Origin of the sequence: Streptomyces sp. NPDC126497, assembly GCF_040302425.1 — a bacterium.
Classification (GTDB): domain Bacteria; phylum Actinomycetota; class Actinomycetes; order Streptomycetales; family Streptomycetaceae; genus Streptomyces.
The window spans coordinates 36,527-58,514 of the sequence record NZ_JBEORT010000019.1; the positions used below are offsets into that span (position 1 = coordinate 36,527).

21 protein-coding genes and 1 pseudogene are annotated in these 21,988 nt (G+C 73.2%); 11 read left to right on the forward strand and 11 right to left on the reverse strand.

Features of this window, described 5'->3' with window-relative positions; all coding sequences use genetic code 11:
- The first annotated feature begins 138 nt into the window (after positions 1 to 138).
- Entirely contained in the window at positions 139 to 876 is a 738-nt protein-coding gene (locus tag ABTY20_RS12125; RefSeq protein ID WP_351996878.1) for a bifunctional DNA primase/polymerase, read from the forward strand.
- 82 nt (positions 877 to 958) lie between these two features.
- Here ABTY20_RS12125 and ABTY20_RS12130 read toward each other — a convergent pair whose 3' ends face one another.
- Together ABTY20_RS12130 and ABTY20_RS12135 are read right to left on the reverse strand one after the other, a co-directional pair.
- Positions 959 to 1,954, reverse strand: coding sequence for an SCO2278 family lipoprotein (locus ABTY20_RS12130; protein ID WP_351996879.1), 996 nt, complete (start codon positions 1,952 to 1,954; stop codon positions 959 to 961).
- Positions 1,920 to 2,078, reverse strand: a pseudogene (locus ABTY20_RS12135) (iron transporter); the annotation flags it as partial. The gene ABTY20_RS12130 and the pseudogene ABTY20_RS12135, both read right to left, overlap by 35 nt.
- A 73-nt stretch (positions 2,079 to 2,151) precedes the next feature.
- Between ABTY20_RS12135 and ABTY20_RS12140 the strand changes: the two are divergent.
- Positions 2,152 to 2,796 (forward strand): PhzF family phenazine biosynthesis protein, encoded by a 645-nt coding sequence (locus ABTY20_RS12140; protein ID WP_351996880.1) that lies wholly within the window; start codon positions 2,152 to 2,154, stop codon positions 2,794 to 2,796.
- A gap of 32 nt (positions 2,797 to 2,828) precedes the next feature.
- Here the strand turns inward: ABTY20_RS12140 and map are convergent, their stop codons facing one another.
- A complete protein-coding gene (gene map / locus ABTY20_RS12145) occupies positions 2,829 to 3,686 on the reverse strand; it encodes a type I methionyl aminopeptidase (protein ID WP_351996881.1) in 858 nt (285 codons plus the stop codon).
- A 75-nt stretch (positions 3,687 to 3,761) separates the two neighbouring features.
- On the opposite strand from map, the gene ABTY20_RS12150 reads away from it, so the two are divergent.
- Positions 3,762 to 3,992, forward strand: coding sequence for a hypothetical protein (locus tag ABTY20_RS12150; protein ID WP_351996882.1), 231 nt, complete (start codon positions 3,762 to 3,764; stop codon positions 3,990 to 3,992).
- Positions 3,993 to 4,005: 13 nt separating this feature from the next.
- Here the strand turns inward: ABTY20_RS12150 and ABTY20_RS12155 are convergent, their stop codons facing one another.
- Complete coding sequence (locus ABTY20_RS12155; protein WP_351996883.1) at positions 4,006 to 4,608, reverse strand: hypothetical protein; 603 nt, start codon at positions 4,606 to 4,608, stop codon at positions 4,006 to 4,008.
- A 140-nt stretch (positions 4,609 to 4,748) separates the two neighbouring features.
- On the opposite strand from ABTY20_RS12155, the gene npdG reads away from it, so the two are divergent.
- On the forward strand, positions 4,749 to 5,462 hold the full coding sequence (npdG, locus tag ABTY20_RS12160; protein ID WP_351996884.1) for an NADPH-dependent F420 reductase: 714 nt from the start codon (positions 4,749 to 4,751) through the stop codon (positions 5,460 to 5,462).
- A 56-nt stretch (positions 5,463 to 5,518) separates the two neighbouring features.
- A complete protein-coding gene (locus ABTY20_RS12165) occupies positions 5,519 to 5,710 on the forward strand; it encodes a hypothetical protein (protein WP_351996885.1) in 192 nt (63 codons plus the stop codon).
- Here ABTY20_RS12165 and ABTY20_RS12170 read toward each other — a convergent pair.
- Positions 5,700 to 6,500 (reverse strand): site-2 protease family protein, encoded by an 801-nt coding sequence (locus ABTY20_RS12170; RefSeq protein WP_351996886.1) that lies wholly within the window; start codon positions 6,498 to 6,500, stop codon positions 5,700 to 5,702. The two genes, ABTY20_RS12165 and ABTY20_RS12170, sit on opposite strands and share 11 nt — an antisense overlap.
- 161 nt (positions 6,501 to 6,661) lie before the next feature.
- On the opposite strand from ABTY20_RS12170, the gene ABTY20_RS12175 reads away from it, so the two are divergent.
- On the forward strand, positions 6,662 to 9,952 hold the full coding sequence (locus ABTY20_RS12175; RefSeq protein WP_351996887.1) for an AfsR/SARP family transcriptional regulator: 3,291 nt from the start codon (positions 6,662 to 6,664) through the stop codon (positions 9,950 to 9,952).
- On the opposite strand, the gene ABTY20_RS12180 is transcribed toward ABTY20_RS12175, so the two are convergent.
- From ABTY20_RS12180 to panB, 3 genes are all read right to left on the reverse strand, one after another.
- Complete coding sequence (locus tag ABTY20_RS12180; RefSeq protein WP_351996888.1) at positions 9,953 to 10,774, reverse strand: ABC transporter permease; 822 nt, start codon at positions 10,772 to 10,774, stop codon at positions 9,953 to 9,955.
- Positions 10,771 to 11,799: an ATP-binding cassette domain-containing protein gene (locus ABTY20_RS12185; RefSeq protein ID WP_351996889.1), complete on the reverse strand. Its 1,029-nt coding sequence runs from the start codon at positions 11,797 to 11,799 to the stop codon at positions 10,771 to 10,773. Before ABTY20_RS12185 ends, ABTY20_RS12180 begins: the two co-directional genes overlap by 4 nt.
- 165 nt (positions 11,800 to 11,964) lie before the next feature.
- Positions 11,965 to 12,843, reverse strand: coding sequence for a 3-methyl-2-oxobutanoate hydroxymethyltransferase (panB, locus tag ABTY20_RS12190; RefSeq protein ID WP_351996890.1), 879 nt, complete (start codon positions 12,841 to 12,843; stop codon positions 11,965 to 11,967).
- 191 nt (positions 12,844 to 13,034) lie between these two features.
- On the opposite strand from panB, the gene ABTY20_RS12195 reads away from it, so the two are divergent.
- The 3 genes from ABTY20_RS12195 to ABTY20_RS12205 all read left to right on the forward strand — a co-directional run bounded on the left by ABTY20_RS12195 (position 13,035) and on the right by ABTY20_RS12205 (position 16,558).
- Entirely contained in the window at positions 13,035 to 14,624 is a 1,590-nt protein-coding gene (locus ABTY20_RS12195) for an MFS transporter (protein WP_351996891.1), read from the forward strand.
- Between the two features lie 76 nt (positions 14,625 to 14,700).
- On the forward strand, positions 14,701 to 15,321 hold the full coding sequence (locus ABTY20_RS12200) for a TetR/AcrR family transcriptional regulator (RefSeq protein ID WP_351996892.1): 621 nt from the start codon (positions 14,701 to 14,703) through the stop codon (positions 15,319 to 15,321).
- Positions 15,322 to 15,505: 184 nt separating this feature from the next.
- A complete protein-coding gene (locus ABTY20_RS12205; protein WP_351996893.1) occupies positions 15,506 to 16,558 on the forward strand; it encodes an endonuclease/exonuclease/phosphatase family protein in 1,053 nt (350 codons plus the stop codon).
- Between the two features lie 105 nt (positions 16,559 to 16,663).
- On the opposite strand, the gene ABTY20_RS12210 is transcribed toward ABTY20_RS12205, so the two are convergent.
- From ABTY20_RS12210 to ABTY20_RS12220, 3 genes are read right to left on the reverse strand one after another with little or no spacing between them, the layout of a single operon-like run.
- Positions 16,664 to 18,424, reverse strand: coding sequence for an NAD+ synthase (locus ABTY20_RS12210; RefSeq protein WP_351996894.1), 1,761 nt, complete (start codon positions 18,422 to 18,424; stop codon positions 16,664 to 16,666).
- 49 nt (positions 18,425 to 18,473) lie between these two features.
- The gene (locus tag ABTY20_RS12215) at positions 18,474 to 19,097 is read right to left on the reverse strand and encodes a DUF305 domain-containing protein (RefSeq protein ID WP_351996895.1); all 624 of its coding nucleotides are present in this window, start codon (positions 19,095 to 19,097) and stop codon (positions 18,474 to 18,476) included.
- Positions 19,094 to 19,756: a thioredoxin-like domain-containing protein gene (locus ABTY20_RS12220; RefSeq protein WP_351996896.1), complete on the reverse strand. Its 663-nt coding sequence runs from the start codon at positions 19,754 to 19,756 to the stop codon at positions 19,094 to 19,096. Before ABTY20_RS12220 ends, ABTY20_RS12215 begins: the two co-directional genes overlap by 4 nt.
- Positions 19,757 to 19,935: 179 nt before the next feature.
- On the opposite strand from ABTY20_RS12220, the gene ABTY20_RS12225 reads away from it, so the two are divergent.
- Together ABTY20_RS12225 and glnA2 are read left to right on the forward strand one after the other, a co-directional pair.
- Positions 19,936 to 20,379: an RrF2 family transcriptional regulator gene (locus ABTY20_RS12225; RefSeq protein ID WP_351996897.1), complete on the forward strand. Its 444-nt coding sequence runs from the start codon at positions 19,936 to 19,938 to the stop codon at positions 20,377 to 20,379.
- Between the two features lie 215 nt (positions 20,380 to 20,594).
- Positions 20,595 to 21,956, forward strand: a complete 1,362-nt coding sequence (gene glnA2 / locus ABTY20_RS12230) for a gamma-glutamylpolyamine synthetase GlnA2 (protein ID WP_351996898.1) — start codon at positions 20,595 to 20,597, stop codon at positions 21,954 to 21,956.
- Positions 21,957 to 21,988 lie beyond the last annotated feature (32 nt).

Consider the following 21,988-nt stretch of genomic DNA (forward strand, 5'->3'; position numbering starts at 1 on the left):
GCTGTCCCCTTCACCCCCCTCGTCCCGTCGGGTCACCCTCGTCCCACCTGCGCGGATTGTGTGCTCCGGCCCCCCGACGCGCACGATCGTGGGACCATAGGGCATGCTGTGGGGCACGACGGCGAGGCGAGGGGATAGATGAGCGCGGAGTTCGGCGGCCGGAGCGGCCGACAGGGCAGACTCTCCCAGTGGCTGCGCGGACGCCGCCCGAAGCAGGCCGCCGACGAAGGCGGCCGTGAGGCCCTGCTGCTCGCCGCCGCCGACGCGGGACTGCCGCTCGCGCCCGCCGCCCACCCCGCCGCCGGATACGGCTGCTCCTGCGACCGCGTGGGCTGTCCCACCCCCGCCCGGCACCCGGTGTCGTTCGCCTGGCAGACGCAGTCCACCACCGACCGCACCCAGATCGAGCGCTGGGCCCGCCACCAGCCGCAGGCCAACTTCATCACCGCGACCGGCATGGTGCACGACGTCCTCGACGTCCCCCTCGACGCCGGCCGCGAGGCGCTCACCCGTCTGCTCGACGCCGGCGTCGAGGTCGGCCCCGTCGCCGAGAGCGACGACGGCCGGATGCTGTTCTTCACCCTCACCCGCGGCACCCCCGAGGACGAGGACGAGTGGTGGCCGTGCGAGCTGGACTGCCACCCGGAGACCATGGACGAGCACCCCGGCCTGCGCTGGCACTGCCGGGGCTCCTACGTCCTCGTACCGCCCGCCCGCCTCCCCGGCGACGACGGCCGGTCGGTGCACTGGGTGCGCGGCCCCGAGCACCCGCTGCCGGACCCGCTGAGCCTGCTGGAGATCCTCACCGACTCCTGCGCCCGCCACGCCGGCGAGCAGCCCGACCAGGAGGGCGCGGCCTGGCCGCTGCGCCACTGAGCCGGACCCGAAGGACCCGGAGCGCCGGAGGGGCCGGGGACCCCGAGGAGCCGGAGGGACCGAAGGGCCCTTGGGGAGGGACCTACTCGCCCTGTGCCGCCGTCAGTCCCTGGACCCGCCCCAGGATCTCCACCTCGCCCTCGGCCGGGTCCAGCGCCACCTCGGTGGAGACGAACTCCATCGTCAGCGACTGCCGTATCTCCCCGGTCGTCAGCGCCAGCACGTCCTTGTTCGGCGTCGGCACCGACGCCCCGGCCGCGGCGGTCTGCTTCTCGAAGTGGCGGGTGGTGAAGAACACCAGCGCCCCGCCGTCCTTCGTGCGCAGCGCCAGCGGCGCGTAGTCGCCGCCGGTCACCGGCTCGTCGATGTACTGCGTGGCCAGCCCCGGCCGCGACGACTTCTTCTCGCGCTGCTCCCGCCACCTGCTGGTGTGCGGTCCGTCGGCGAAGGCGCCCCCGCCGTCCTTCAGGTACGCGGCGTAGTCCTCGCTCAACTCGCCCGGCTCCACCACGGGTTCCGCCGAGTCCGCGGGCACGGCCTCGGCCCACCCCTCCCCGTCGGTCCTGAACTCGGGTATGTCGTCCGGGGCGACCAGCGTCAGGTAGGCCGCCTGCCAGGTCTCGTCCAGCCCGCTCCGGGTGAACACCAGCAGCCAGCGCGCGTCGCCGCCCTTGTTGCCGGCCGCGTCGGCGAGGAACCAGCGCGGCCAGCCGGCCTTCTTCGGGATGGTGAACTTCGCGTCCGTGAGCTTCAGCGGCGTGTGCCCGGCGTTGCCCTCCGGGCTGTTGGCCCGCCCCGCCTTCAGCCGCGCCCCGTCGATGTCGGCGAGGGCGCCGGTGGTGTGGTCGGCGTCCAGGGAACCGTCGTACGCCTTGTCGGCCTCGTTGTAGGCGGCCGTGAACGCCTCGAGCGCCTCGGCGGCTTCGGCGCGGGTGGTGGCCGGGAGCACCTCGCGCTCACCGTGCACCACCACACAGCCGCTCGCCGTGAGCGCCAGGGCGACCGTGAGCACGCACGCGCCGAGTCCGCGGTGTCCGCGGTGTCCGCGGAGCCTTCGAAGGCCGAGATCCCTGCTCATCCGGTTCCTTCACCTTCCCCTTCCCGGAGGCGAACCCTACCGGGGCGGGGAACGGCGCGAGCGCCGGGACCGGGTACAGCGGCCGCACCGTGACACGACGACCGGCGGGGCGACGGTCCGGGCGAGGGGCCCGGCCGCCCCCGGCGGACCCACGACCTGGGACGACCTCGCCGCACCCGTGATGTTTGAATGCCCCCGTGACTGACTACGACGTGCTGCGCGTCTTCTGCGGCCCCCGCGGCGGGTACGGCAACGAACTGGGTGTCGTCCGCAACGGGGCCGTGATGCCCGAGCGGGAGGACCGGCAGGAGTTCGCCGCGAAGCTCGGGTTCAGCGAGACCGTGTTCGTCGACGACCCCGAGCGCGGGGTGATCGACATCTACACCCCCACCCTGCGCCTGCCCTTCGCCGGTCACCCCTGCGTCGGCACGGCCTGGCTGCTCGACGTGCCCGAACTGGTCGTCCCCGCCGGGGTGATGGGCGCCCGGCAGGACGGGGAGTTCTGCTGGATCGAGGCACGGGCGGAGTGGGCGCCGCCGCGCACCCTGCGCCAGTACGCGAGCGCCGCCGAGGTGGACGACCTGCCCGTGCCGCCCAAGGGGGAGTGGATCTACGCCTGGGCCTGGCTGGACGAACCGGCCGGCCGTGTCCGCGCCCGCGCCTTCCCCGGCCGCGACGACGGCATCGACGAGGACGAGGCCACGGGCGCCGCGGCCCTCCTGCTCACCGACCGGCTGGGCCGTGCCCTGAACATCACCCAGGGCACCGGCTCCCAGATCCTCACCGCCCCCCAGCCGGAGGGCTGGACGGAGATCGGCGGCCGCGTCCACCTGGAACGCTGACGGTCCGGCCGCGCGACACGGCCCACGGTGGCCTACGGCAGCGTCAGGATGTCCGCGCCCGTGTCCGTCACCACCAGCGTGTGCTCGAACTGCGCCGTGCGCTTGCGGTCCTTCGTCACGACCGTCCAGCCGTCGTCCCACATGTCGTACTCGTGGGTCCCCAGCGTCAGCATCGGCTCGATGGTGAAGGTCATCCCCGGCTGCATCACCGTCGTCGCGTGCGGACTGTCGTAGTGCGGGACGATCAGGCCCGAGTGGAAGGACGAGTTGATGCCGTGGCCCGTGAAGTCGCGGACCACGCCGTAGCCGAAGCGCTTGGCGTACGACTCGATCACCCGGCCGATGACGTTGATCTGCCGGCCCGGCTTGACCGCCTTGATCGCACGGTGGAGGGACTCCCGGGTCCGCTCCACCAGCAGACGGCTCTCCTCGTCCACCTCACCGACCAGGTACGTGGCGTTGTTGTCGCCGTGCACCCCGCCGATGTACGCCGTCACGTCCAGGTTGACGATGTCGCCGTCGCGCAGCACCGTCGAGTCCGGGATGCCGTGACAGATGACCTCGTTGACCGACGTGCACAGCGACTTGGGGAAGCCGCGGTAGCCGAGCGTCGACGGGTAGGCGCCGTGGTCGCACATGTACTCGTGCGCCACCCGGTCCAGTTCGTCCGTCGTGACGCCGGGCGCGATCAGCTTCGCGGCCTCCGCCATCGCCCGCGCCGCGATCCGGCCCGCGGTGCGCATCGCCTCGACCGTCTCGGGCGTCTGCACCTCCGGACCGGTGTACGGCGTGGGGGCGGGCTTGCCGACGTACTCGGGACGACGGATGTTCCCGGGCACGGCACGGGTGGGGGACAGTTCCCCGGGGACGAGCAGCGACTGGCCATACATGCCGGCGAGTCTAATTCAGCGTCGACGGGGGACCATCTCCCTGGTGGGACGGAGAGACGGTGAGAGGAGCCGGTCATGCCCCTGTTCAAGAAGCGGACGGTCGGAAAGCCGGGCGAGTGGTACTACTGCCTGCAGCACAAGAAGGTCGAGGAGGGCCCCGAATGCCCCGCCAAGGACCGCTTCGGCCCGTACGCGAGCCGCACCGAGGCCGAGCACGCCATGGAGACGGCCCGCGAACGCGACCTCCAGTGGGAGAACGACCCCAAGTGGCACGACGCCCCCGCGGGCGGCCGGGACGACGGCTGACCGCGCCGGCGCCCTACCAGCGCGCGGGCGGCGGGGCCGTCAGCAGGTCGGCCAGCCGCGACAGCCGGTCCCGGAAGCGGCGCGGACCCCGGCGGGCCGGCCGGGCGTCCTCCCCGGCCGCCGCGCTGACCAGGTGCTGCACGGTGTCCAGGTCCAGCTCGGAGCCGTCGGGCACGGACAGGACCTCGTGGGCCATCGCCGGGAGCTCGCCCTCACCGGGGCCCAGGGACAGCACCGTCGCCCCGGCCCGGCGGGCGTCGCACACCCGCTCCAGGAGCGGGGCGGCCGGCTCCCCGGGCGTCACCACCAGCAGCGTCTCCCCCCGCCGCGCCGCCGCCAGGCGCCCCAGGCCCACCGCCAGGTGCGCGGGGTCCGAGGGACGCGCGTGGTGCCGTACCAGCGTGGGGGCCAGCTCCGGCGTGCCCGACCAGGCGGCCTCGTCCCCCAGGTGGGCCGCCAGGTGCCACGGCTCGTACTCCGGCGTGCCCACGAGCAGCAGCCCGCCGCCGTGCGAGACCACCGACCCGCGCAGCGTCCCCGCGAAGTGCCGGGTGGCGCCCAGCCATTCCGTCCCGGCGAGCACTTCCCGCAGCAGTGCGACCCGTACCGCGTCCATGCGGCCGCATCCTTCCCCCACCGCGCCGCCACGTCGCGGTGTTCGAACCGGGTTCGCCCGAACCGGGGACACGGCCCCGGACGCCGTGACGGGACTCACGCCCGCCGGACGCGGTGCCGTCCCGCACGTAGAGTCGGTCCATGACCTCCAGTGACAGCGCACAGCAGCCCGCGAAGGCCCCCGCCAAGGACCCCTGGGACCTGCCCGACGTGTCCGGGCTCGTCGTCGGCGTGCTCGGCGGCACCGGACCGCAGGGCAAGGGCCTCGCGTACCGGCTCGCCAAGGCCGGCCAGAAGGTGATCATCGGCTCCCGCGCCGCCGAGCGCGCCCGGGACGCCGCCGAGGAGCTCGGGCACGGCGTCGAGGGCGCCGACAACGCCGAGACCGCCCGGCGCAGCGACGTCGTGATCGTCGCCGTGCCCTGGGACGGCCACGCCAGGACCCTGGAGTCCCTGCGCGAGGAGCTGGCCGGCAAGCTCGTCGTGGACTGCGTCAACCCGCTCGGCTTCGACAAGCAGGGTGCCTACGCGCTGAAGCCCGAGGAGGGCAGCGCCGCCCAGCAGGCCGCCGCGCTGCTCCCGGACTCCCGGGTCACCGCCGCCTTCCACCACCTGTCGGCCGTACTGCTCCAGGACCCGGGGATCGACGAGATCGACACCGACGTGATGGTGCTCGGCGAGGCCCGCGCCGACGTCGAGATCGTGCAGGCGCTGGCCGGACGCATCCCGGGCATGCGGGGCGTCTTCGCCGGACGGCTGCGCAACGCCCACCAGGTGGAGTCGCTGGTCGCCAACCTGATCTCGGTCAACCGCCGCTACAAGGCGCACGCCGGGCTCCGCGTCACGGACGTATGAGGCGATGGGGGACACTGGACGCCGTAGCCAGTGTCCCCCGACAGGAGCCTCCCGCCATGCCCCGCCTCGCCCTCTACGCCCTCGCCGTCTGCCTCCTCGCCGTCGCCGCGGCCGTCGTCTCCTTCGTCCGGGGCGGCGTGTTCGTCGGCGTGGTCTGGGTGCTGCTGGCGGGGCTGTCGTCCAACATGACCTGGTACTACGTGCGGCGCGGGCGGGCGACGGCGCGCAGCGGCTCCGTCACGGGCTGACCGCGCAGAAGTCGTTCCCGCCGCGCCAGAAGCGGAACAGCTCGTAACCGCAGTACGTGTCGAACTCGTGGATGCCCAGCGTCCCCAGCAGCGCGTCGACCACGTCGAAGAACGCGCCGTTCACCGACGGCACCCACAGCAGCGCGAACACCAGCAGCAGGCCGAACGGGGCGAACGGCTCCACCTGCCGCCTCACGCCGTGCGACAGCCACGGCTCGATCACGCCGTAGCCGTCGAGACCCGGTACCGGCAGGGAGTTCAGGATCGCGGCCGTCACCTGGAGCAGGGCGAGGAAGGCCAGCGCGAACCGGAAGTCGGCCGGCACGCCGTCCAGCGCGTCCAGCCAGAACGGCGCCGTGCACACGACGGCGAACAGCACGTTCGTCAGCGGGCCCGCCGCCGAGATCAGGCTGTGCCGCAGGCGCCCCCGGATCCGTCCGCGCTCGATGAACACGGCGCCGCCCGGCAGACCGATCCCGCCCATGATCACGAAGACGACCGGGAGCACGATGCTCAGCAGGGCGTGGGTGTACTTCAGCGGGTTCAGCGTGAGGTAGCCCTTCGCACCGACCGATATGTCGCCGCCGTGCAGGGCGGTGCGCGCGTGCGCGTACTCGTGCAGGCACAGCGAGACGATCCAGGCGGCCGTCACGAACAGGAACACGGCGACCCCGGGCTGCTCGGCGAACCCGGTCCAGGTGGCCCACCCGGTCACCGCCGTCACGGCCAGGATGCCCAGGAAGACCGGACTGATCCTCCGGTCGCTGTGACGGGTGGCGGCGGTGGTCATGGGACTCCCTGGACTGTCGGGCGCACGGCGGACGCGTGGGGGACCGCCCGACCGTACCGGGCGCACCCGGAAAACGTCTCGCGCCGGCGGCCGGTTCCGCGCAGGGTGGGGACGGCCACGCCGACCGGGCCCCGTGACCCCCGCCGCCACCACCGGAGACAATGAACCCCGTGCGCTACCGCATCCTCGGCACCACCCAGGCACTCCGCCCCGACGGCACCGTCGTCCCGGTGGGCGGGGCGCGGCTGCGCGCCCTGCTGACCGTGCTCGCGCTGCGGCCCGGCCGCACCGTGCCCGTGGGCCTGCTGGTCGACGAGGTCTGGGGGGAGGCGGATCCGCCGGCCGACGCGACCGGGGCGCTGCAGGCGCTGGTGGGGCGGCTGCGCCGGGTGCTCGGCGCGGACGCGGTGGCCTCCGTCGACGGCGGCTACCGGCTGACCGCCGCGCCCGACGACATCGACCTGCACCGCTTCGAGCGGCTGGCCGGCGACGGCCTGCGCGCCCTGGCCGACGGCGACCCGGCGAAGGCGGCCGCCGTCCTCGACGACGCCCTCGCCCTGTGGCGCGGCCCCGCCCTCGCCGGCCTGCCCGACCGCACCGCCGAAGCGGCCCGCCTGGCGACCCGGCACCTGGACGCGCTGCGCGGCCGGCACGCCGCCGCGCTCGCCCTCGGCGAGGCCGAGCAGTCCCTGCCCGAGCTGACCGCGCTGTGCGACGGCCACCCCCTGGACGAACCCCTCCAGGTGCTGCGGCTGCGCGCCCTGCGCGACACCGGCCGCACCGCCGAGGCCCTGGCCGCCTACGAGGACGTACGGCGCCTGCTCGCGGACCGCCTCGGCTCCGACCCCGGCGCCGAACTGCGCGCGCTCCACGCCGAGCTGCTGGACCCCGGGCCGCCGCAGCCCGCGTCCCGCGGCCGGGGGAGCGCGCCGCCCGGCAACCTGCGGGCCCGGCTGACCTCGTTCGTCGGCCGGGAGGCCGACATCGGGACCATCCGCGCCGACCTCGCCGCCGCCCGGCTGGTGACCCTCCTCGGACCGGGCGGGGCCGGCAAGACCCGGCTGTCGCAGGAGGCCGCCGAGACCGTACGGCAGGGCATGCCCGACGGGGTGTGGCTCGCCGAGCTCGCCCCGGTCGACGACCCCGACGCCGTCCCCGAGGCCGTCCTCACCGCCGTCGGCGCCCGCGAGACCGTGCTGTACGGCGCCGGCGCCGAGAGCATGCGGGCCGTCACCGACCGGCACGCCGACCCCGTGGAGCGCCTCGCCGAGCACTGCGGCCCGCGCCGCATGCTGCTGATCCTCGACAACTGCGAACACGTCGCCCTGGCCGCCGCCCGCCTCGTCGAGACGCTGCTGGAACGCTGCCCCGGCCTCACCGTCCTCGCCACCAGCCGCGAACCCCTCGGTGTGCGCGGCGAACTGCTGCGCCCGGTGGAGCCGCTGCCCGAGCCGGTCGCGCTGCGCCTGCTCGCCGACCGGGGGGCCGCCGCCCGCCCCGGCTTCCGCACCGACGCCGACGAGGACACCGCGGCGGCCTGCGCGGAGATCTGCCGCCGCCTCGACGGACTGCCGCTGGCCATCGAACTCGCCGCCGCCCGGCTGCGGATGCTCACCCCCCGCCAGATCGCCGACCGGCTCGACGACCGCTTCCGGCTGCTCACCTCCGGCAGCCGCACCGTCCTGCCCCGGCAGCAGACCCTGCGGGCCGTCGTCGACTGGTCCTGGGACCTGCTCGACACGGACGAACGCGACGTCCTGGGCCGGCTGTCGGTCTTCGCGGGCGGCTGCGACCTCGCCGCCGCCGAGGCCGTCTGCGGACCGGCCGCGCTCGACGCGCTCGGCTCCCTCGTCGACAAGTCCCTGGTGGTGGCCGCCCCTTCGGAGGACGGCGGGATGCGCTACCGGCTCCTGGAGACCGTCGCCGAGTACGCCGGCGAACGCCTCGACGAGTCCGGCCGGCGCCCCGGGGCCGAGCGGGCGCACCTGACGTACTTCCGTGAACTCGCCCGCACCACCGAGCCGATGCTGCGCGGCCCGGACCAGGTGGCCGCCATCACCCTGCTGGAGCGGGAGTACGAGAACGTGCGCACGGCCCTGCGCCACGCCCTCGCCCTGCGCGACGAGCAGGAGGCGCTCTGCATCACCCTGTCGCTCGTCTGGTACTGGCAGATGCGCGACCTGCGCATCGAGGCCCGCAACTGGTGCACCGAGGTGATGGCCCTCGCCCCCGACCCGTTCGCCGAACCGGTGCGGCCCGCCGCCCCGTTGTGGCAGCGCTGCACCGACGCCCCGCCCCCGATGACCGGCGAGGTCCTCGCCGAGGCCCGCCGCGGGGTGCACCTGGCCCACCTGGCCCACATGGACACCGAACTCGACGACTGGCAGACCCCGCAGGCCCAGCACAAGCTGCGCCTCGTCGGCGCGACGTACGAGCCGGGCATGCCGCAGGTCTGCCGGCCGCCCGGCCTGCTCTGGGTGTTCGCCGTGATGCTGACCGGTGACATGGAGCGGCTGCGCCACGTGGTCGACGAGGCCATCCGCACCTGCCGGGCGACCCCCGGGTTCGAGTGGGAGCTGGCCTGCAACCTCCAGCTGCGCGCCAACTTCCTCGCCAACCGCAGCGACTGGGCCGGCGACGCCCGCCGCGACGCCGACGAGGCCCTGGAGATCCACCGCCGGCTCGGCGACACCTGGGGCATCGCCGAGGCCCTCTCCGCGCGCGGCGAGGCCCGCGAACGCGCCGGCGAGCACCGGGAGGCCGCCGCGGACTACGAGGCGGCGATCGAGCACGCCGACCGCCTCGGCGCCCGGGCCCACACGGCCGTGCTCACCGCCCGGCTGGGCAGCGCGCTGCTGGAGGCGGGGGAGACGGAGCGCGGTGAGCGGCTGCTGCGCGAGGTCATCGACAGCACGAAGGGCCGGCACCTCGAGGCCCTGCCCGCCGCCCGGCTCTTCCTGGCCGGCTGGCTCTGCGCGACCGGGCGCACGGCGGAGGCCCGGCAACACCTGCGGGCCCTGCGCGAGGAGTTCCGCATCGCGCACTACGTGGTCTTCGACGCGTTCATCCTCGGCGCCGAGGGCTGGCTGGAGGTGACCGAGGGCAACGACGAGCGGGCCCTGGCCGTCCTGCGCGAGGCGGTCCGGCAGGCGGGCGATCCGCTGTCCGCCGCCATGGCGCCCCACATGCGCGCGGCGTACCTCACCCTGGGCGCCGTCGCCCTCGCCGGGGTCGACGGCGGGCGGCGCGCCCGGGACGCGGCCCGCTGCATCGGCGCCGCCGACTCCTGGCTGCCGCCCGAACACCGGGCCGGGCTCGTGGAACGCGAGGCGCGCGCCCGGGCCGAGGCGCGCGCCCGGGCGGCACTCGGCGGCGCGGCGTGCGAGGCCGCGTACGCCGAGGGCGCCGGCCTGCCCCAGGAGGAGGCCGGCGCCCTGCTGGGACCGGAGTGATCAGGTCTTCGTACGGAACGCGCGGATCGCGACCGGTGCCATCACCGCGGTGATCCCCACCGACCAGGCCAGGGTCATCCACAGGTCGTGGGCGACCGGGCCGCCCACCATCAGTCCGCGCGAGGCGTCCGCCAGCGCGGACAGCGGGTTGACCTGGGTGAAGGACTCCAGCCAGCCCGGCATCGACCGGGTCGGCGCGAAGATCGACGAACCGAACTGCAGCGGCATCAGCACCAGGAAGCCCATCGCCTGCACCGACTGCGCGTTCTTCATCACCACACCCAGGGTGAGGAAGATCCACATCAGTGCCGAGCCGAACACCGCGGACAGCCCCACGGCGGCGAACAGCCCCGGCCAGTTGCCGATGTCGAAGCCGACGAGCACACCGACGACCAGCAGGATGGCGGTGGCGATCAGCATCCGCACCATCTCGACGGAGATCTTGGCGAACAGCACCGAGCCGCGCCCGATCGGCAGCGACCGGAAGCGGTCCATGACCCCGGTGTTGAAGTCCTGGTTGAACCCGGTGCCCACCCCCTGGGCCATGTTCATGCCCATCATGGCCATCAGGCCGGGCACGATGTACTGCACGTAGGCCTGCTGCCCGCCGCCCAGCGACTGCCCGATGGAGCCGCCGAAGACGTACACGAACAACAGGGTGAAGACGATCGGGAACAGCACGGCGTCGAACATCGACTCCGGGTCCTGCCGTATCCACAGCAGATTGCGACGCACCAGTGCCCCGGTGTGCCGCAGATGGGCGCGCAACGGGATCCGCGCGTCCGCGCGGAGGTCGGTCGTGGTGGCGGTGACGGCACTCATACGGCGACGGCCTCCTCGCGGGTCCCGGCGGGCACGGCGTCCTGCGGGGCACTGGCGCGGTGGCCGGTGAGGGACAGGAACACCTCGTCCAGGCTGGGAAGTTCGGTGGTGATGGAGCTCAGCGTGATGCCGCGCGCGGTGACCGCGCCGACCACGGCGGTCAGCTGCTCGTCACTGAGCACCGGGACGAGCACGGCGCCCCGCTCGGCGTCCACGGTGGTCGTGGCGAGCCCGGTGAGGCCCAGCGTGTCCAGGGCGTCCGCCAGCGGGCGCAGCTGCAGCGGGTCGGCCGGGCGGACCCGCAGCGTACGACCGCCGACCTTGGCCTTCAGCTCCTCGATGCCGCCGTTCGCGATGACCCTGCCGCGGTCCACGACGGTCAGTTCGGAGGCGAGCTGCTCGGCCTCCTCCATGTACTGGGTGGTCAGCAGCACCGTCACCCCGTCCCCGACCAGCCGCTTGACCTCGTCCCACACCTCGTTGCGGGTGCGGGGGTCCAGTCCCGTGGTCGGCTCGTCCAGGTACAGCACGGCCGGCCGGCCGATCATCGAGGCGGCCAGGTCCAGGCGCCGCCGCATACCGCCGGAGTAGGTGGCGGCCGGCCGCCGGGCCGCCTCGGTGAGCGAGAACCGCTCCAGCAGCTCGTCGGCGCGGGAACGGGCCTCCTTGCGGGACAGGTCGAGCAGCCGCCCGATCAGGTACAGGTTCTCCCAGCCCGGGAGCTTCTCGTCCACGGAGGCGTACTGCCCGGTCAGCCCGATCACCCGGCGCAGCTGCCTCGGCTGGCGGACCACGTCGTACCCGGCGACGGTGGCGTGCCCGGCGGTCGGCGTGAGCAGGGTCGACAGGATCCGCACCAGGGTGGTCTTCCCGGCCCCGTTCGGTCCGAGCACCCCCATCACGGTGCCCTCGCGCACCTCCAGGTCGACCCCGTCCAGCGCCTTGGTCTCCCCGTAGTGCTTGACCAGCCCCCGCACGGTGACGGCGCTCCCCGCGCCCCCCGGGTCATTGTCGTTTCGCTTCATGCCGAGAACCGTGCCGGTGTCCGCCGACAAACCACCGACATCCCGCCGACAGCCCCCGACACCCCTCACCCCCGCCCGGCCCGGACGTGCGCCGGCCCCGTCGACGGGGGAAGATCGACGGGGCCGGCGGGTGGTGCGGCAGTGGCTCAGCGGCGGCGCGGACGCTCAGTGGACGGAGTGCGCCTCCTCCGGGAACGTCCCGCCGACCACGTCCTCGGCGAACGCCTTCGCCGCCCCGCTCATGACCTCACGCAGATCGGCGTACCGCTTCACGAACTTCGGCACCCGTCCCCCCGTCAGCCCCAGCATGTCGGTCCACACCAGCACCTGCGCGTCCGTGTGCGGCCCCGCACCGATCCCGACGGTGGGGATCTGCAGCACCCGCGTCACCTCGGCCGCCAGCTCCGCCGGCACCAGCTCCAGCACCACCGCGAACGCCCCCGCGTCCTGCACGGCCTTGGCGTCCCGCAGCAGCTGCTGTGCCGCCTCCTCGCCCCGCCCCTGCACCCGGTAGCCCATGGCGTTCACCGACTGCGGCGTCAGCCCGATGTGGGCCATCACCGGGATCCCGGACTCCACCAGCAGCTCGATCTGCCGGTGCGACCGCTCGCCGCCCTCCAGCTTCACGGCGCCGACACCGGCCTCCTTGACCAGCCGGGTCGCCGAGCGCAGCGCCTGCACCGGTCCCTCCTGGTAGGAGCCGAAGGGCAGGTCGCCCACGATCAGGGCGCGCGAGGTGCCCCGTACGACCGCGGCGGACAGCATGGTCATCTCGTCCAGGGTGACGGGCACGGTGGTCTCGTACCCGAGGTGGCAGTTGCCCGCGGAGTCGCCGACCAGCATGACCGGGATGCCGGCCTCGTCGAACACGGACGCGGTCATCGCGTCGTACGCGGTCAGCATGGGCCACTTCTCGCCGCGCTCCTTGGCGGCTGCGATGTCGCGGACAGTGATGCGGCGCGTGCCCTTGCCCCCGTACAGGGTCTTCCCGTCGGAGGGGGAACCGGGGGTCGCCCCGGTCCGGGCAGCGGAAAGCTGCGTCATGGAACCGTCTCCCAACACGTCATCTCGAGGCGCCCTGACGGCGTCCCCGGACCGTCTCCATGGTGGCACCTCGCCCCCGGGAGGGCCAGAGGCCCCCCTGTGAGTTCCGCCGTGCGGTGTTCGGGCGGGATCCGGGCGAAACGCTTCCGATACGAGACGGTCTCGTATCGGAAATGGTTAGTCTGGACCGCATGACTTCTCCTGCCGCCCCCGTCCGCCGGGTCCCCGAGGCCGTCCACCGGCGCCGCTGGGCGATCCTCGGCGTGCTGATGCTGAGCCTGCTGATCGTCGTGCTCGACAACTCGATCCTGAACGTCGCCATCAGGACGATCTCCACCCCCGCCCCCACCGGCCTGGGCGCCACGCAGGGCGAGCTGGAGTGGGCGATCAACGCCTACACCCTCGTCTTCGCCGGCCTGCTCTTCACCGCGGGGCTGCTGGGCGACCGGCTCGGCCGCAAGAAGGTGCTGATCGGCGGTCTCGTCGTGTTCGGCGCCGGCTCGGCGCTCGCCGCGTTCTCCGGCTCGCCGGCCGAGCTGATCGGCTTCCGCGCGATGATGGGCCTGGGCGCCGCGTTCGTCATGCCGGCCACCCTGGCCGTGCTGATGAACGTCTTCGAACGCGACGAGCAGCCCAAGGCCATCGGTGTCTGGGCGGGCGGCGTGGGCCTCGCCATCGCCGTCGGCCCGATCACCGGCGGGGTCCTGCTGGAGCACTTCTGGTGGGGCTCGGTCTTCCTCGTCAACGCGCCCATCGTCGTCCTCGCCGTCGTCCTGATGCTCTGGCTGGTCCCCGACTCCCGCGATCCGAACCCGGGCCGGATCGACCCCGTCGGCGTCGTCCTGTCCGTGGCCGGGCTGGTCCTGCTGGTCCACGGCATCATCAGGGGCGGCCGGCTCGCCGACTTCACCGACGTCACCGTGCTCTCGACGATCGGCGCCGGTCTCGGCCTGCTCACCGCGTTCGTGGTGGTCGAGAAGCGCAGCGACCACCCGTCGATCGACGTGTCCTTCTTCCGGAACAAGGTGTTCTCCGCCGCGATCGTCGCGATCACCCTGGTCTTCTTCGCGCTGATGGGCGTGACGTTCTTCGCCGTGTTCTACACCCAGAGCGTGCGCGGCTACTCGCCGCTGGAGACGGGCCTGCTGTTGCTGCCGCTGGCCGTCGCCCAGCTGGTCTTCGCGCCCCGGGCCCGCCTCCTGGTGGACCGCTTCGGCGACAAGGCCACCACGACCGCCGGTCTGGTGGTGCTGGCGGCGACGCTGGCCGCCTTCGCCCTCCTGGACGGGGACACGCCGATCTGGATCCTGGAGGCCGTCTTCTTCTTCATGGGTGCCGGCATGGCGCACGTGATGACGCCGGTCAGCGTCCTCATCATGCAGGCCCTGCCCCGTGAGAAGGCCGGCTCGGCCTCCGCCCTCAGCAACACCTTCCGCCAGGTCGGCGGCGCCCTCGGCATCGCCGTGCTCGGCTCGGTGCTGTCCACCGCCTACCGCAACGACATCGAGGACGAGCTCGGTCTGCTGCCGCCCGGCGCGCGGCACGCCGCCGGCGAGTCCATCGAGGCCACCCTGGCCGTGGCGGAGCGGCTGGGCGCGCGCGGCGAACCCCTGGTCGGCGCGGCCGACGACGCGTTCCTGCACGCCATGCACGTCACCTCGCTGTGGGGGGCGGGCGTCGCGGTGCTGGGCGCGGTCGTCGTCGCCGTGTTCCTGCCCGGCCGGGCGCCCGCGTCCGAAGGGGACCGGGAGGGACGGGAGCTGGTGCCGACGGCGGACTGAGAACCCCCGGGGCGGTGGACGGTCCCCGCCGGCCGCCGGGGAGAATCGTTCCAGCCCACCGAAAGGACCCGACGACGTGAGCCCGGCCGACACCGATTCCCGGCAGGGCGGTCCCGCGCGGGGCCGCCCCCGCAGCCAGGCGGTCGAACGCGCCATCGTCGAGGGGGTGATGAAGCTCCTGGAGGACGGCGTGCCGCTCGCGGAGCTCTCCATCGAGCGCATCGCCCGCACCGCCGGCGTCGGCAAGGCCACCATCTACCGCCGCTGGAGCGGCAAGGAGGAACTCCTCGTCGACGTCCTGCGCGCCGCGGAGCCCCTGGACCCGGAACTCCCCGGCACCTCCATGCGCGACGACCTCGTCGTCCTGCTGGAGTCGCTGCGGCTGCGCGGTCTGGCCGGCCGCACCTCGGCGGTCCTGCACACCGTGCGCGCCCAGGTGAAGAGCAGCCCCAACCTCTGGGCCGCCTACCACGACACCGTCATCCTGCCGCGCCGCAGGCTCGGCCTGGAGGTGCTGCGCCGGGGCCGGGAGAACGGCGAACTGCGCGCCGACGTCGACCTGGAGGTCCTCAACGACATCGTGGTGGGCCCCCTCCTCGTGCGCACCGTCCTGCGTCCCGACGCCGACCTCCCGGACGATCTCGCCGCACAGGTGGTCGACACCCTCCTCCAGGGTCTGCGCCCCGTCGACGGATAGCCGCGATGTGCGCGTTTCGTCACAGAGGGAACCTTTCCCGCCCCCGCCCGGAACTCCCCGGGCGCCCTCGCACGTCCTCGCCCCCGTACGGCCGTCGAGGGGCGGCAGGAACGGAACCGATCATCCCCTAGGGTCGTACGGACACGGGGGCGACGGTGTGCACGGCAGGTTGTGAGGCGACGGTATGGCGCAGCAGGCGTACGTGACGGAGACGGACGACGGCGGTTCGGGGCCCGAGCCGCGGCCCACCCGGCTCCGGCGCCTGTGGGCCCGCCTCACCCGGGGATGGCGCGGCGACCGCCGCATCTGGCGCCGCGGCCTCGTCGTGGCCGCCTGCTCGGTCCTGACGGCCCTGGCCATGGTGGCCCACACCCGCATCCCCAACGCGATCGGCAACCTGGGCAGCCTGGTGGACACCTTCCTCCCCTGGCTCGGCCTGCTGATCCCCGTGCTGATCGTCCTCGGCCTGATCCGCAGGTCGGCCACGGCACTGATCGCGACGATCCTGCCGGTGGCGGTCTGGCTGAACCTCTTCGGCGGTCTGCTCACCGACAAGACCGCCACCGGCGGCGACCTGACGGTGGCCACGCACAACGTCAACGCCGACAACCCGGACCCGTCCGCCACCGCCCGCGACGTGGCCGCCTCGGGCGCGGACGTCCTGGCCCTGGAGGAGCTGAAGGCGTCACAGGTCCCGACGTACGAGCGGGCGCTGGAGTCGACGTACGAGCACCACGCGGTGGTCGGCACCGTCGGTCTGTGGAGCAAGTACCCCCTGAGCGACGTGAAGGCGGTCGACATCCGCCTCGGCTGGAAGCGCGCGATGCGCGCCACGGTGACCGCCCCCGCCGGCCGGGTCGCCGTCTACGTCGCCCACCTCCCCTCCGTCCGGGTGAAGCTGGAGGCCGGCTTCACGGCCCGCCAGCGGGACAAGAGCGCCGACGCGCTGGGGGAGGCCATCGCCGACGAACCCCTGCCGAACGTGGTCCTGCTCGGCGACCTGAACGGCACGATGAACGACCGCGCCCTGAACGCCGTCACCTCCCAGATGCGCTCCACCCAGGGCGCCGTGGGCAGCGGCTTCGGCTTCAGCTGGCCGGCGTCGTTCCCGATGGCGCGGATCGACCAGATCCTGGTGAAGGGCGCCGAGCCGGAGAGCTCCTGGACCCTCCCGGCCACGGCGAGCGACCACCTGCCCATCGCGGCCCGCCTGAAGCTCGTCCCCCCGGAGGCCTGAGAACCGCGGGGCCGGGTCCCCGCGTCGCCGGGCCCCCGCGCCGGTGCGGTCCGGTGGCGGCTCCACCGCCCCCACCGGACCGCACCGGCACCCCGCAGAAGCGCGTCAGACGCGCGCCCCCTCGCGCCAGCCGTTCGTGACCGGCAGGCGGCGGTCCTTGCCGAAGCCCTTCGGGGAGATCTTCGTACCCGGCGGGTACTGCCGCCGCTTGTACTCCGCCCGGTCCACCATCCGCAGCGTCCGCGTCACCAGCTCCGCGTCGAACCCGGCCGCCACGATCTCGTCCGCCCCCCGGTCCCCGTCCACGTACAGCGCCAGGATCGCGTCCAGCACCGGGTAGTCCGGCAGCGAGTCCGTGTCCACCTGCCCCGGCCGCAGCTCCGCGCTCGGCGGCTTGGAGATCGAGTTCTCCGGGATCGGCGGCGTCTCCCCCCGCTCCGCCGCCGCCCGGTTGCGCCACTCGGCCAGCCGGAACACCGACGTCTTGTACACGTCCTTGATCGGCCCGTACGCCCCCACGGAGTCCCCGTACAGCGTCGAGTACCCCACCGCCAGCTCCGACTTGTTCCCCGGCGCCAGCACGATGTGCCCCTCCTGGTTGGAGATCGCCATCAGCAGCGTCCCCCGCAGCCGCGACTGCAGGTTCTCCTCCGCCAGCCCCGTCAGCCCCAGCGCCCCCATGTACGCGTCGAACATCGGCTCGATCGAGACCGTCCGGTGGTTCAGTCCCGTCCGCCGCGCCAGCTCCGCCGCGTCGTCCTTCGAGTGCTCCGAGGAGTACTTCGACGGCATCGACACGCCGTACACGTTCTCCGCCCCGAGCGCGTCACAGGCGAGCGCGGCGACCAGCGCCGAGTCGATCCCCCCGGACAGCCCGATCAGCACCGACCGGAACCCGTTCTTCTCGACGTACGCCCGCAGTCCGGCCACCAGCGCGGAGTACACCTCCTCCTCGTCGTCGAGCCGCTCGGCGTACCCCCCGGCCGACGAGGCGTCGTACGCGGGCACGGGCTCCTCCGACAGCACGACCCGGTCGATCCGCAGCCCGTCGTCGACCACGCCCGTCGGCGCGTCCGGCTCCGCCGCCGGGAGCTCGAGATCGACCACGACGCACGCCTCGGCGAACTGCGGCGCACGCGTCACGACCTCGCCGTCACGGTCCACCACGATCGAGTCCCCGTCGAAGACCAGCTCGTCCTGCCCGCCCGTCATCGCGAGGTACGCGGTCGTGCACCCGGCCTCCTGCGCCCGCTTGCGCACCAGCTCCAGCCGGGTGTCGTCCTTGTCCCGCTCGTACGGCGAGGCGTTGACCGACAGCAGCAGCCCGGCCCGCGCCGACCGCGCCGCCGGCACCCGCCCCCCGTCCTGCCACAGGTCCTCGCAGATGGCGAGGGCGACGTCGACCCCGCGCACCCGCACCACCGGCAGGGTGTCGCCGGGCACGAAGTACCGGAACTCGTCGAAGACGCCGTAGTTCGGCAGGTGGTGCTTGGCGTAGCCCAGCACCACCTCACCCCCGTACAGCACGGCGCCCGCGTTCTGCGGCGCACCGGCCGGCTGCCCGTACTTCGGCTGGGCGGCGGCGCTGCGGTCGAGGTACCCGACGACCACCGGAAGGTCCCCGAACCCCTCCTCCGCGAGCCGCGCGGCCAGCGAGCGCAGCGCCGCCCGCGAAGCCTCCACGAAGGACGACCGCAGGGCGAGGTCCTCGACGGGATACCCGGTCAGCGCCATCTCGGGGAACGCCACGAGGTGCGCCCCCTGCTCGGCGGAGCGCCGGGTCCAGCGGACGATCGTTTCGGCGTTGCCGGTGAGGTCGCCGACGCGCGAGTCGATCTGATTCAGGGCGAGACGTAGTTGAGGCACGGGCCCAGTGTAATCGTCAAAGCGACGCGATGTCCCGGAGTCCCGTCCGTCACGGCCGGGCCGCCGCCCCCCGCCGCTCCAGCATCTCCGCCATCAGCGCGATCTCCGACTCCTGTCCCTCCACCATCCCCCGCGCGAGCCGCTTCCCGGCCCCGACCTCGCAGGCGCGGACGCAGGCCTGGGCCATGTGGACCCCGCCCTTGTGGTGGTCCGTCATGAGCTGCAGGTAGAAGACCTCCGCCCGCTCCCCGCCCAGCGACCCCAGCCGCTTCATCTCGGTGTTGGTCGCCATCCCCGGCATCAGCGCCCCGTCCTTCCCGGGGGCCGCGTCCGCCATGCCCATCCAGGTCATCGGCGGGTCCGCGGACACCTTGGGCAGCTCCCACAGGTCCAGCCAGCCCAGCAGCATGCCGCGCTGGTTGGCCTGCGTCTGGGCGATGTCGTAGGCGAGCCGCCGGACCTCCTCGTCGTCCGTGCGGTCCCGCACGACGTACGACATCTCGACGGCCTGCTGGTGGTGCACGGCCATGTCCCGGGCGAACCCGGCGTCCGCGGACTCCGCGGCCGGGACCGCGGCCGAGGACCCCTCGTCCCCGGCCACCGCGTAGGTGATCGCCCCGGCCGCGACCAGTGCCAGGGCCGCGGCCCCCGCGATCAGTCCGACCTGCCTCACTTGGACAGCCCGTTGGTGCAGGCGGCCCCCGGCTCGGGCGTCTGCTCCCCCTGGACGAACTTCTCGAAGAAGGCGTCCACGTTCGGGTCCTCCGCCCCGGTCACCGTCCGCTGGTGCCCCCAGGCGGACAGCACGATCGGGTCCTTCTGGTCGTCCACCGGGCTCATCAGCGTGTACGGCGTCTTCTTCACCTTCGCCGCGAGCGCGTCGACGTCCGCCTTCCCGGCCGAGGCGTTGTACGTCACCCACACGGCGCCGTGCTCCAGCGAGTGCACGGCGTTGGTGTCGTTGATCTCGTCGGTGTAGACATCGCCGTTGCAGTTCATCCACGCCGGGTTGTGGTCGCCGCCGACCGGGGGCGAGACGGGGTAGTCCACCGCCTTGGTCACGTGGTTGCGCCCCAGCTCGCCCTGCCACTTCCGCACGCCGTCGGCGTCCGTGACGAAGCTGCCCGAGTTCTTGGAGTCGGCGGCCGCGCCGCCGTCGTCGTCCGACTGCGACTGGACGAGCACCACGCTGCCGGCGACGAGCCCGGCGACGACCACCACACCGGCGGCGATGACGAGGAGCCGGTTGCGGCGCTCGCGGGCCTGCTCGGCGCGCCGCATCTCCTCTATGCGTGCCGAACGTGCCGCGCTGCTCTTCTTGGCGGAGCCCATGGGAGTGTCCTTCGGGAGAGGAGGAGTGGGACGAACGGATCAGCTGATCGTAATAGGGAGGCGGGGCGAGCCCCAGGGGGCGCGGGAAACCGGCCCTGTGCCCCTCCGCACGACCTCCGCGCACATCCTCCACGCCGGATAATTTGAACCCTGGATTCGCATTATTTACGCTGCGTGGTATGAGGCTCCTCCGCTCCACCGACCTGGCCCTCCGGGTCCTCATGCGCCTCGCGGTGGCCGGCGACTCCCACCCGACGACACGCGACGTCGCGGCGGCCATGGACGTGCCGTACACCCACGCCGCGAAGGTCGTCGCGGAACTGCAGCGCATGGGCCTGCTCACGGCCCGGCGCGGCAGGGGAGGCGGCCTCGCGCTCACGGAGGAGGGCCGCACCGCCTCGGTGGGCGCCCTGGTGCGGTCCTTCGAGGGGGAGGGCGACGTCGTCGACTGCGAGGGCACCGCCTCCTCCTCCCCCTGCCCGCTGAGCCCGGCCTGCCGACTGCGCGGCGCCCTGCGCCGGGCCCAGGAGGCGTTCTTCGCCTCGCTGGACCCGGTCACGGTGGCGGACATCGTCGCGAGCCCCACGGGCCCCCTCCTGCTGGGCATCTCCCCGAGGCCGTGAGCCGCCCGTTACGGATGCCGGCCCGAACGGGCAGGATGGGTCCCGGAGCGGTACATCTGTCGTGTGCGGGGCGTCGGCGCCGCGGCAAGCCGGCCGATCGAGGTCGGCAACGCGTGTGAAACGCTGATGTGGTGGGATGCTCGCACCGCCCGGCGGTCTCCCCGGGGCGTGGGAGCGGACGGGCGGCCTGACCGGTGAGGATGGGGAAGCGGAAGATGGACAAGCAGCAGGAGTTCGTGATCCGGACGTTGGAGGAGCGCGACATCCGGTTCGTGCGCCTGTGGTTCACCGACGTGCTGGGCTTCCTCAAGTCCGTGGCCGTCGCCCCCGCCGAGCTGGAGCAGGCGTTCGACGAGGGGATCGGCTTCGACGGCTCCGCCATCGAGGGGTTCGCCCGGGTGTACGAGTCCGACATGATCGCCAAGCCGGACCCGTCGACGTTCCAGATCCTCCCCTGGCGCGCCGAGGCCCCCGGCACGGCCCGCATGTTCTGCGACATCCTGATGCCGGACGGCTCCCCGTCCTTCGCCGACCCGCGCTACGTCCTCAAGCGCGCCCTGGCCCGCACCTCCGACCTGGGCTTCACCTTCTACACCCACCCGGAGATCGAGTTCTTCCTGCTGAAGGACAAGCCGCTGGACGGCAGCCGCCCGACCCCCGCGGACAACTCCGGCTACTTCGACCACACCCCGCAGAACGTCGGCATGGACTTCCGCCGCCAGGCGATCACCATGCTGGAGTCGATGGGCATCTCGGTGGAGTTCTCCCACCACGAGGGCGCCCCCGGCCAGCAGGAGATCGACCTGCGCTACGCGGACGCGCTCTCCACGGCGGACAACGTCATGACGTTCCGCCTGGTCATGAAGCAGGTGGCGCTGGAGCAGGGGGTGCAGGCGACCTTCATGCCCAAGCCCTTCTCCGAGTATCCGGGCTCCGGCATGCACACCCACCTCTCCCTCTTCGAGGGCGACCGCAACGCGTTCTACGAGTCCGGCGCCGAGTACCAGCTCTCCAAGGTCGGCCGCTCCTTCATCGCGGGCCTGCTGCGGCACGCCGCGGAGATCTCCGCGGTCACCAACCAGTGGGTCAACTCCTACAAGCGCATCTGGGGCGGCACGGAACGCACGGCCGGCGCCGGCGGCGAGGCCCCCTCGTACATCTGCTGGGGCCACAACAACCGCTCGGCGCTGGTCCGCGTGCCCATGTACAAGCCCGGCAAGACCGGCTCGGCGCGCGTGGAGGTCCGCTCCATCGACTCCGGCGCCAACCCGTACCTGACCTACGCCGTCCTGCTGGCCGCGGGCCTGAAGGGCATCGAGGAGGGCTACGAGCTCCCGCCGGGCGCCGAGGACGACGTGTGGGCCCTGTCCGACGCGGAGCGCCGTGCGCTGGGCATCGAGCCCCTGCCGCAGAACCTGGGCGAGGCCCTGACCCTGATGGAGCGCAGCGACCTGGTCGCCGAGACCCTCGGCGAGCACGTCTTCGACTTCTTCCTGCGCAACAAGCGCCAGGAGTGGGAGGAGTACCGCAGCGAGGTCACCGCCTTCGAACTCCGCAAGAACCTGCCGGTGCTGTAGGCGCGGGCCGGAGCGGGTTTCCCGCCGTGACG

Coding starts and splice junctions, on each gene's coding strand:
- ABTY20_RS12130 (WP_351996879.1), bottom strand. CDS start 1,954: ATGAGCAGGGATCTCGGCCTTCGAAGGCTCCGCGGACACCGCGGACAC.
- ABTY20_RS12180 (WP_351996888.1), bottom strand. CDS start 10,774: ATGAGTGCCGTCACCGCCACCACGACCGACCTCCGCGCGGACGCGCGG.
- ABTY20_RS12155 (WP_351996883.1), bottom strand. CDS start 4,608: ATGGACGCGGTACGGGTCGCACTGCTGCGGGAAGTGCTCGCCGGGACG.
- ABTY20_RS12225 (WP_351996897.1), top strand. CDS start 19,936: ATGAGGCTCCTCCGCTCCACCGACCTGGCCCTCCGGGTCCTCATGCGC.
- ABTY20_RS12185 (WP_351996889.1), bottom strand. CDS start 11,799: ATGAAGCGAAACGACAATGACCCGGGGGGCGCGGGGAGCGCCGTCACC.
- ABTY20_RS12220 (WP_351996896.1), bottom strand. CDS start 19,756: ATGGGCTCCGCCAAGAAGAGCAGCGCGGCACGTTCGGCACGCATAGAG.
- ABTY20_RS12165 (WP_351996885.1), top strand. CDS start 5,519: ATGCCCCGCCTCGCCCTCTACGCCCTCGCCGTCTGCCTCCTCGCCGTC.
- ABTY20_RS12205 (WP_351996893.1), top strand. CDS start 15,506: ATGGCGCAGCAGGCGTACGTGACGGAGACGGACGACGGCGGTTCGGGG.
- npdG (WP_351996884.1), top strand. CDS start 4,749: ATGACCTCCAGTGACAGCGCACAGCAGCCCGCGAAGGCCCCCGCCAAG.
- panB (WP_351996890.1), bottom strand. CDS start 12,843: ATGACGCAGCTTTCCGCTGCCCGGACCGGGGCGACCCCCGGTTCCCCC.
- ABTY20_RS12170 (WP_351996886.1), bottom strand. CDS start 6,500: ATGACCACCGCCGCCACCCGTCACAGCGACCGGAGGATCAGTCCGGTC.
- ABTY20_RS12125 (WP_351996878.1), top strand. CDS start 139: ATGAGCGCGGAGTTCGGCGGCCGGAGCGGCCGACAGGGCAGACTCTCC.
- ABTY20_RS12150 (WP_351996882.1), top strand. CDS start 3,762: ATGCCCCTGTTCAAGAAGCGGACGGTCGGAAAGCCGGGCGAGTGGTAC.
- ABTY20_RS12195 (WP_351996891.1), top strand. CDS start 13,035: ATGACTTCTCCTGCCGCCCCCGTCCGCCGGGTCCCCGAGGCCGTCCAC.
- glnA2 (WP_351996898.1), top strand. CDS start 20,595: ATGGACAAGCAGCAGGAGTTCGTGATCCGGACGTTGGAGGAGCGCGAC.
- map (WP_351996881.1), bottom strand. CDS start 3,686: ATGTATGGCCAGTCGCTGCTCGTCCCCGGGGAACTGTCCCCCACCCGT.
- ABTY20_RS12175 (WP_351996887.1), top strand. CDS start 6,662: ATGAACCCCGTGCGCTACCGCATCCTCGGCACCACCCAGGCACTCCGC.